Origin of the sequence: Xylanibacter ruminicola, from assembly GCF_900142525.1 — a bacterium.
Lineage (GTDB): Bacteria > Bacteroidota > Bacteroidia > Bacteroidales > Bacteroidaceae > Prevotella > Prevotella ruminicola_A.
In genome coordinates this window covers 1-9,662 of sequence record NZ_FRBD01000043.1, presented here as the reverse complement: position 1 = coordinate 9,662, position 9,662 = coordinate 1, and the positions used below count along the sequence as shown (strand labels likewise).

General features: G+C 37.9%; 11 protein-coding genes. All 11 read right to left on the bottom strand.

Annotated elements, in window-relative coordinates; all coding sequences use genetic code 11:
* Positions 1-113: 113 nt before the first annotated feature.
* On the bottom strand, positions 114-569 hold the full coding sequence (locus BUB86_RS16670; protein ID WP_073211817.1) for a hypothetical protein: 456 nt from the start codon (positions 567-569) through the stop codon (positions 114-116).
* Positions 562-990 (bottom strand): hypothetical protein, encoded by a 429-nt coding sequence (locus BUB86_RS16665; protein WP_073211814.1) that lies wholly within the window; start codon positions 988-990, stop codon positions 562-564. Before BUB86_RS16665 ends, BUB86_RS16670 begins: the two co-directional genes overlap by 8 nt.
* A 29-nt stretch (positions 991-1,019) precedes the next feature.
* Positions 1,020-1,187 (bottom strand): hypothetical protein, encoded by a 168-nt coding sequence (locus BUB86_RS17805; RefSeq protein ID WP_175549539.1) that lies wholly within the window; start codon positions 1,185-1,187, stop codon positions 1,020-1,022.
* A 7-nt stretch (positions 1,188-1,194) separates the two neighbouring features.
* Positions 1,195-1,839 (bottom strand): hypothetical protein, encoded by a 645-nt coding sequence (locus tag BUB86_RS16660; protein ID WP_139261740.1) that lies wholly within the window; start codon positions 1,837-1,839, stop codon positions 1,195-1,197.
* 77 nt (positions 1,840-1,916) lie between these two features.
* Positions 1,917-2,450, bottom strand: coding sequence for a hypothetical protein (locus BUB86_RS16655; protein WP_073211810.1), 534 nt, complete (start codon positions 2,448-2,450; stop codon positions 1,917-1,919).
* Positions 2,451-2,488: 38 nt separating this feature from the next.
* Positions 2,489-5,701 carry an RHS repeat-associated core domain-containing protein gene (locus BUB86_RS16650; protein WP_081373307.1) on the bottom strand — a complete coding sequence of 1,071 codons (3,213 nt, stop codon included), beginning with the start codon at positions 5,699-5,701 and terminating at the stop codon, positions 2,489-2,491.
* A 1-nt stretch (position 5,702) separates the two neighbouring features.
* A complete protein-coding gene (locus BUB86_RS16645; RefSeq protein ID WP_073211805.1) occupies positions 5,703-6,458 on the bottom strand; it encodes an ankyrin repeat domain-containing protein in 756 nt (251 codons plus the stop codon).
* Positions 6,455-7,522: an RHS repeat domain-containing protein gene (locus tag BUB86_RS16640; RefSeq protein ID WP_081373308.1), complete on the bottom strand. Its 1,068-nt coding sequence runs from the start codon at positions 7,520-7,522 to the stop codon at positions 6,455-6,457. Before BUB86_RS16640 ends, BUB86_RS16645 begins: the two co-directional genes overlap by 4 nt.
* Before the next feature lie 356 nt (positions 7,523-7,878).
* Positions 7,879-8,448 carry a hypothetical protein gene (locus BUB86_RS16635; protein ID WP_139261738.1) on the bottom strand — a complete coding sequence of 190 codons (570 nt, stop codon included), beginning with the start codon at positions 8,446-8,448 and terminating at the stop codon, positions 7,879-7,881.
* A gap of 286 nt (positions 8,449-8,734) precedes the next feature.
* Positions 8,735-9,337, bottom strand: a complete 603-nt coding sequence (locus tag BUB86_RS16630; protein WP_139261736.1) for a hypothetical protein — start codon at positions 9,335-9,337, stop codon at positions 8,735-8,737.
* Positions 9,334-9,579 (bottom strand): hypothetical protein, encoded by a 246-nt coding sequence (locus tag BUB86_RS16625; protein WP_139261734.1) that lies wholly within the window; start codon positions 9,577-9,579, stop codon positions 9,334-9,336. The genes BUB86_RS16630 and BUB86_RS16625 overlap by 4 nt, the downstream gene beginning before the upstream one ends.
* Between the last annotated feature and the right edge of the window lie 83 nt (positions 9,580-9,662).

Below are 9,662 nucleotides of genomic sequence, written 5' to 3'. Positions count from 1 at the left end.
TTTTGCCATTATTACCGATGGTTTATTAATTCGATTACAAAGATACAAACTTATTTGTAATCCGCAAAAGAAATAACGAGAAAATGATCAAAAGAACCGACCCCGTGACTGATTCATTTGTTTATAGAAATCTTATTGGGAAATTCGTAATAATATTCTTCTAAATCCTCTTTTGTTACACGAGTATCTTTAGACTCTATTGCCAATTGAAGATAACTATACATAAGTCGTTTTACATGATCTCCCATCTCAAGATTGTTGTACTTGTATAAATTGTTGATGGCTACATAGGCATTGTAGTATCCAGGGGTATAATTAAACCTTTCAACCATTCTTATAGATAAATCCAAAAAGTTAGGATGCGATGGTGTTTTTGCCATTCTATCCTCTACTATCTTTTTGTACAAGATTGTATCGCCAAATGTTACTGCACGCGAATAATCAGCGTAAGGATGAACATAATTCTCTTTATTTCTGTTCACATCATGATCAGATATATAATAACCACAAACGAAACCTACTATTGGGATTAATAAGTAAACGGTAAATCTTGCAAATCTTTTACTCATACTTCTTGAATTCTTCTAGTTTTGAACTATTAAAATCGTACCCGTTTTTAGAAGACTCTGTTATCACGGACTTCACATAATCAGTAAGAGGAACCATCGCTCGTTTATTGCGATTTTTGATTCTGCTCTGATATAGCAGGTACAATTGCAATAACACGTATCCTGCATCTTTTTTATTGTATACGTCATACTCAACTATTACATAAGGGAGCCTGTCCACGCCAGCTTCACCGACAATACCGACCATCTTGCTATAATTACCTTCTTTTAAAACAGCTTCTTCATAATCATATAGGTCATAACGAGAAATATAGTTATAACCAGAAACAGGCTGTTCACTATCTTCATGGAAACTTTGATTATAAATATAACCAAAAGCTAGGCCAATAAGAAACAATGGAATCATAATAATCTTTTTCATTGTCACTTTTTTCTTCTTTTAATATGTTTTCAGCAATCACAGGGTCTCTTCTGATCATTCTGAACAGACACCATAGCATTATTGCCATCGGCATTAAGCATCGTTTCTGCCTTGACATAGTTCTCTGTAGGACTCTGCGCCAGCATCATCACCGGCACAAAGGAAAGAACCGTGAGTAAATGTATAATTATTCTCATTAACTAGCTACCATGTTTTATCTATAATATATTTCCTATAAGCATCACTAGCATAAAACTTTACGGCTTTAGAATTAATATCCATTCCTAAATTCATTAAAGTCCATTCGGTAGATTTGAACCAACAAAGTGGAATTTCGTCTATTTCTTTTTCAGGGACGAAAGAATAATCAATTTTTGGAAGGTCCTTGAGATTATTTGTAATAAACGAAGAAATTTTACATAAATTCTCAACATCTTTACTATTATTAATCCGTCTAATTAAATCTTCATCCATACACATCCGATGTTCGGATATACGAATTTCTTGAAGAAAAACATCCATTGACTCCTCACTACTCCACCAGCTTCTTCTACAATTACTAGGATATTCACTGTCAAGAAGCAACTCTTCTGGTCTTTTTATACAATCTTTAGGGATATCTCCCCATGTACTGTATATTGTGGTAGTTCTTGAAAGATATAAATCTGCGGTAAATGCATCATTATAATATCTGTGAATATTCAAACCTATTGTCAGATAAAGCGTATTGTCGACTTTCTTTACAAAAAGTCCTTGAGCCCCAGTTATTGAATCCTTAAACCAATGAAAGCCTAAATCTTCCATTCCTGGTTTCAATAAATTAATTAATTTTGATTTTGTAAGTTTCATTACCAACTTCATTTTACATTAGTTCGTTCTACTTATGGTCTTTCTTTTTGGGGGAAATTACGGAATCTTTTGATTATTTATTCCAACCATTTTTGATATAACTCGTTGCGGACTAAAGAGGATAACTTGTTTAGAACAATATGAGTTGAATCATTAGATAGTAACACCCATAAGGTGTCTGGCTGATGCTCTATGGGATCGCTTTTTGCTATTCCAAATTCAACGCCATATTTCCCGCTAAAGAAATCTTTGGAATCTTCTATCAGAATGGAATCGGGATTTCTGCTAATGAACTTCCAATTACCATATTCTTTCATTTGTCGATTTAGGCTTTGCATCTTGTTCTTCTTCAAATCATATACCGAATATGGCAATTTAACTTTTCCATTTTGAAAATTGCAGTTCCCATACAAAGCGTAAGATATGCCATTTCTCTCTGCTCGGGAAAACCTGAGATCAACTGTCGACCATCCTTTGATTTTTATATACACCAAAGAATTTAATCGACAATTGTTGATTACAACAAGTAGCACTAAAATAATTATTATTGTAATTGCAATAATTATTACTTTCCTATTTGAACTTTTTGCGTTTGCAAGTTTCTTTACCATTGTAAGATTTTTTATATTGATGCTATGATGTTTAAAACTTACCTATTTATTATTTGTTTTCCAATATCTTCAATAACCTTATTGCTAGTCGAATTGATTCCTTGAAAAACATAGTTTATTATAGCTCCTATCACATCTACATCGTTTCTATACTCTTCAGGAATTAAATCAAAATTATTACTTACTCTATTTATAGAATTTTCTAATTCTTCTTTTTGGCTATCAAGTGAAATGCTATCAAAAAAACTAGACCATGTTTGATATGTATCAACTATATAAACAGTCAAGTCTAATGCTAAAACACCTTTAGCAGCAATCTTTCCGCTTACGCCACTAATTGAATGCTTGCTGAATCTTCTATCTTCTAAACCTGTTGATTTTGCTATTGGATTCACAACATTTATAGATTCATCTTTAGGATCAATACCCGGAGTTTTATGGTTTAAAGAGAATGAATCGCTACTATATTTTGATAATGAAATATGTCCGACCTCAGTATTTATACCGACTTCTCCCGGTTTCCAATTGGAAGGATTATTATTTGCATTTCGGATGTTACGTCTTGTCGTTGCACTCAAATTATTTACATTTAATCCAAATGTTCCATTTCCCCGATATTCAATAAGATTTTTTTTATTCCATGGCCACATACCATCGGGGTCTATGAAATTCGTTGGATTATTCTTACAATACATATATGAACTGATTTCAGGAGCTTTCTCTGCCATCGGATCAATCCTATCCCACCTTGCTAATATTGGGTCATATTGTCTTGCACCGTAGTCGAATGTATTCAGACCATGCATCTTGTCGAGTTCCTTGCCATTGTACTTGTAGGGTTGGAAATCGGCATTAGTCGAAGCTGGTGCATCAGCGTATGGAGCTCCGAAAGGATAGTAGTTATTTACCTGCTTCACTGCGCCACTTGCATCTACAACCTCTCGGATACTACCAAGGTGGTCTTGGTTATAGAAATAGAAAGCGAAGTTATCGGTAGTTGCACTTGCAACTGATGCTTGGGCATAACCACCTGCAAAGAGGTATTTGTCTACCTTGCCATTCTTCATCGTCAGACTGCCGCCCATCAGATAATCCGTAGAGTCAACCTGCAAAATCTGCGTAGTTGTTAGCTCAGCAGGCTTGACTCCCCAAGTACGGCTGATGTTGGGCTTGGCTGTATAGTGAACAGCGCGCAACTTCTGCCCCGAAGCACTATATACATACTTGGTTACACTGCCGTTGGTGAAGTATATCTGCTTCGGGTTATTGTTGTAATCATAGATGATATAGGCTATGCAGCGGCTCTTGTCGGCAACCAACGAGCCATTCGTATTAAACTTATATCCTGTGCCGTTGGCTTTCTTATATTCAAACGAGCCGCTGGTGTTATTGTCCGAAACAGATTCGGAAACACTGGTAGGCTGATTGCCTGTATAGGTGATGGTGAGGTTATCCATCAAGCCATAGCCTGATGTACCTTTGCCATAGCGAGTGATCCTATTGACGTTGCCGTTGGCATCATACTGCATGGATTCGCTATATCTGCCCGTATTGCTGCTGAGCGCATCACCCTCGCCATAGGTGCCGGAAGTCAGTCGGTTAGCAGTATCGTATGTAAACTTATAGCCACGTTTCGTGCTTTGGCTGTTGTCCTTCCATCGGATACTGCTGATGTTTCCGTTGTAGAGCTTGGTGCCAGGGCCATCGGCATAGAACAGTTCCTCAAGGAATGTGCTCGTTGTAATTTTCGTCATCCAGCTGCGCAGGTCATAGGCATAGCTCACATTGCGGTTGGTGCCCGACGAGGTGGGGCGCGACACTGTTAAGAGTCTGCCCAGATTGTCGTGTGCATAGGTTGTTATGGCTCTTTTTGCTATTCCGTGATTCACGATAATGGTATCGCTCGACTTCTGGTCATTGTATGTGTTATAGCCTATGGATTCTATTACCGTCATGCTACTACCGTATTTCACATCGATGGTGGCTGTAGACTGGGTAGGCTTGTTTGTAAAGCTATAGGCGGTGGTGGTTGAAACGATCCTGCCACCGATGTCCTTTGTCTTGGAGCTTGTAGCATTGCCCTTGATGTCGTACTGCGTCGCTTGAGCCAGCAGCTCGCCATTCGTAGCGGCTGTTATCACACCGGTGAGCTGTCCTTTCTGAGAAACAGAGCTTGAAGGAAGCGTAAGGCTGGAGAAGTGCGGATTGTTGTTGTATGTAATCTTGCTTTGTTTGCCATCATAATAGTTGGCAATCTCCAGTTCTATAGTGCCAAGTCCTGAAGGTGCTGTATAGCTTGTCCCCTGCGTACCTGCTGCGGCGGGGTTGAACGTAGCATTAAAGACATTGGTGCTCGGACATGTTGTACAGAGCCCCTGTAGGACAACACGGTCGAACTTGTCGTAGACAAAGAAGCGGCACTTATTTGCACTCCGCATCTCGGCATCCTGCATGCAGATCATCCTGTCGGCCTTGTCATACCAGTACTTTACGTAATCAGCACCAGGCAGCTTCTTGTATTCAAGGCGTCCTCTGTCGTCATAACGATACTCATAGCACAGGGCTGCGAGGTTCTTCTCCGACTGGTACTTGGGGGGCAGTACGAAACGAAGACGCCCGAGATCGTCGTATACATGATAGGTGCAGAGGCTGCCGGCGACACGCTGCATGATGACACGCCCGAAGAGGTCCTTGAAAGTCTCCACCTGCTTATTTTCAGGATCCTTGCCTATCTCCTTGGTCAGGGAGTTGGCTGGATAATACCCGTTTTGCGTCAGGCTATTATTGCTTACACCATAGCGGATGACCTCATTGGCGGCATTGGTGGCATACGCCGTAGTGGCAGGCTTGTCGGCGAAGGCCGAGCCTGGTATGGTTACGGATACCGGTCTGCCAAGGCCATCATACTGCGTCTTGCTATAGGGAGCAGTATCGCTATAGCAGGAAACAATGGTGCCTGGCGACTTGTAGAGAATGGATTTATCGGTTGAAACAGGAACATACTTACATTCCTCACGCCCGAGAGCATCGTAGGTTACCAATGAGTAGGAAGTATGTCCATCATCACCTGTTGTAGCCACAGACACCGTAGGGTAGCCCAGACCATTATAGTACTGAACAGACACCATAGCGTTATTGCCATGGGCATTAAGCATCGTTTCTGCCTTGACATAGTTCTCTGTAGGACTCTGCGCCAGCATCATCACCGGCACAAAGGAAAGAACCGTGAGTAAATGTCTGAATCTGTTCATCTCAGTTCGTTTCAATATAGTCAATAATCCGTTTTGCAGCAATACTATCGTTGGCTGATATGAGTCTTCTTTTCTGAATCAACTCTTTTAAATATAATGTATCCCCAATGTCGATAGTTATTACATACGACTTTCTGTAATCTGCTTTGCATTCAAAAAGCAGATACTCGACTATTTCAAGAGACATTTTACGCTCTGCAGATATTAACGGAGTATAACCTGGTTCTACTGAAAAATTGACGTCTGCCCCCGCCTTAACCAGCATCTTTGTTTTTTCTAAACTTGTGAATGCGGCCCGCGTTAATGGTGTTTTATTACTTGGTTCATACGATAATTTCTCGTCTCTTTTTACGAAATCGTTTGGATTTCCTCCATGTGCAAGCAAATAAGCTAAAATATCTGAACGTATAAAATAGTCAGATGCTATGGCGATAGGTGAATCCCCATTATATGTGTCGTGAGCATTCGGATTCGCACCATGGTTTATAAGAAACTTAACGGCATCAATGTTTGAATTCCATACCGCCCAGAATAGCAATGTTTCTCCATATTTAGGCTCTCTAAAATCGATATCAATATGTTGTTGGGAAATTATCTTTTCTGCCTTTTGGAAATCATTCTTTGAAACACACTTTGCAAGTTCCCATACCTTTGTATCTTCCCACAATTTTATATTATCTCCATGATAGTCTTTTTCTCCTGAGCAACTTATAGTAGACAATATTATTAGAATAGAAATAAACGTATATGTCCTCATTTTGTTTTTTCCTCCTCTAACCTTTGTATGATAGTATTTATAGAATGATTTCCTATTCGCATAACAGTGTTTATACAATTTATTCCAGGTAGATATTTGGCGTTTAGCAGGAAAGCACCACCTTCCAACTTTAAGCCGGCCATTGACTGAAGATAATTAACTATCTCACCCTTCACGACAATATTAAAAATACGTCCTTTAGATGTCGTTGTTGGAAGCCTTAAAAGATTCTTCGTATTTTTTGATATTGCTGCAGCATTAAACGTAATAGCATTTCTATCTGTGGCCAATGCATTAGCCGCAGCTAATCCTCCTCCTAAAGAATGACCGACATAGGTCAATTCTGAATTCGCAAGAGTTTCGTTTAACTGCTTAGCATTATCAACAGACTCTCTATATTGCCTACTAGCTCCATACAATTGTTTTATATCCTCTTGGGCATCTTTTATATCCTCTGTACCAGCAGTAACATAAGCATATTCAGTAATTTTATTTATTGTTCTCTCATACAAAGCAGATCGTAATCCACTTTTAGTATTAAACGATTCTTTTTGATTCTTGCTAAGATGCCATTTACCTGCAAGTTTTACATTCTCTCCATAGACATGCTTTGCCATAAGTGCAGCTTCGTATGTGGTAGGTTCTTCTCCATTGCTATCAACTTGTTTAATCGGACTATTCCCACAATATGCATATGGACTGATGTCATAGTATTTCTCACACAATGGATCATTTCTGTCCCATCTCGCTAATATTGGATCATATTGTCTGGCGCCGTAGTCGAATGTATTCAGACCATGCATTTTATCGAGTTCCTTTCCATTGTATTTGTATGGCTGGAAGTCGGCATTAGTCGAAGCTGGTGCATCAGCGTATGGAGCGCCGAAAGGATAGTAGTTGTTTACCTGCTTTACTGCTCCGCTCGCATCCACAACCTCTCGGATACTACCAAGGTGATCTTGGTTATAGAAATAGAAAGCGAAGTTATCGGTAGTTGCACTTGCAACTGATGCCTGGGCATAACCACCTCCGTAGAAGTACTTGTCAATCTTGCCATTCTTCATCGTCAGACTTCCGCTCTTTTTATTGGTCAATTAATTATTATATTGCAAAAATAACCAATATTTCTGAAACAACCAAAAAAATTCAAGAAAAATTAATATTGGCAATAAAACTGCGAAAATAACAGCTTTATTGCCACGATAATAACAAAACAATGGAATGGGACAAAAGAAGTTAGGGTTCAAAGAAATGACGGGGGAAAATGATCAGATTTCAGCGGTAAAATGATCGGGAGCCCCCTAAAACCATTCACATGAAGTGCCCCCCAATAGTTTTGTGTCTATCTTTTGGGGTGCACTTCAGATTTCCTGAAAGAACAAATCAATAGAGCTGGTACCATGATTCCTCACCATAAATCCTAAAATGGAGAATTAGTATAAGTTATTTCATAGTCATTCAATCCCTTGGGCTTAAAAACAACGAATGTTGGCTCGTACAAGTAAGCCTTATCCTGCCATGGTAATTGTTGACCTTCATAAGAATTCCACCGATATCTGTTTTTGGGAACATGCATAAACGAAAATTCTCTAGTATTCTCACATAAATCTAAATCTGAAGCAAAAATATCAAGAAAAGCCCCATGATTGTCTACATTAGAAAGGATAATAGTTAGTTTCCCTCCAATAGTCGTATATCCCACAATTCTTCGATTATGCCAACTTACATAATATTCCATCAAATCACTTTTTTGACGAGAAGATAAAAGATAAATCTTTTCATTATTAACCCACATAAGGTCTAGAACTACAACTTCTTGACATGTATCTATTTTTAACGATGTTAACATATTTAGAGCGACTAAGTCCAACGACTTATTCTTAATTGAAAATTCCTCCAATTGAATAATGCCAGGATCATTATTGCGATGTTTACAGGAAACAATTAAGCATAGAAACATAAAGAACAATAACTTATTTCCATTTTTCATAACGATATATTTTTTGAGAATTAAGCAATCACAGGTAATGAAACCAAGGCTGATGCGAATGATATTATCGTTTTATCTTTTATAGTTATACTCATATATCATAAGATGGTTTTGATAATCATATTTCAGCGAAAAAGTGATTGGGAGAACTGGCCCCGTAATCCTTTAATAATCGTAATCAAATCTTTTCATAACATTCCATTGTCTTTCATATATAAAATCTGCATTTCCACTATGACTATGTGTAAAATTCGGTGATCAGTAGAGACTCTGTGATTAACTTTGATCACTTGGAGGATAATTTTATCTCCTTGATTCTGACTAACTCATTATTTACAATAATTTCCATCAGCCTTAACAATTTGATCATTTGCGGTGAGTATGTAACTTCAACGTCAGAGGTTATTTGAGTTTGTAAGTAATCTCCGAAATAGAAATCGTATTTCTCATATTCTTTTTTATGCTTAATCTTGATTTGAAGACAATTCTGTTCATCATATCGCATGACGTCAAGTCTTTCCTTTTTAAGTATCGGTGTAACTCTCTTAGAGATAAAAAGCGAATCAATCAATTTTATCAATGAATTTTCCATGGCAACAGAAGTTTTAAAATAATGCTTAGTCCACTTTGTTTTTTTTCTATTTGAGTCTTGTAATTCATTAATACACAATCTTGTAGAACCGTGTTTAACGCAACCTTTCAAATATATATATCCATATTTATAATTCATAGTTCGCGTATGATAATACATCGCAAATGAAACATCCTTTACTTGTTCTTTTTGAAATATTTCAAATAGAGACGCCTGCTGACAATCACCTTGAGCATACATATGGAATGCGATACTCATTAATATACAAAGCTGCATAAAACGTTGTTTACTCATCATTTTACCTCCCTTTTTTTGTAGTAATTATATCTATTCTTCACAAATTTCTTGTATTTACTTGTCGTTTTAGGATAAAACGTTTTGTCTCTCATCACATTTAAATATGCTAATCTGTGATTATTATTTGCATCGCCAAGGCCCCTAACTCCGTGGCTATACCATTCATGAACTATTAAAGAAGCAGACAGATTCTCAACTGTTGCAATCACAGTTGCAATCACAGGGTCGGTTCTTCTGATCATCTTTATTGAATCACAACTTTTGTATAACACCAAACGAAACTCCCGTAAGTCTAGATAACTGACGGAGACCAGTCCCGCTTTTC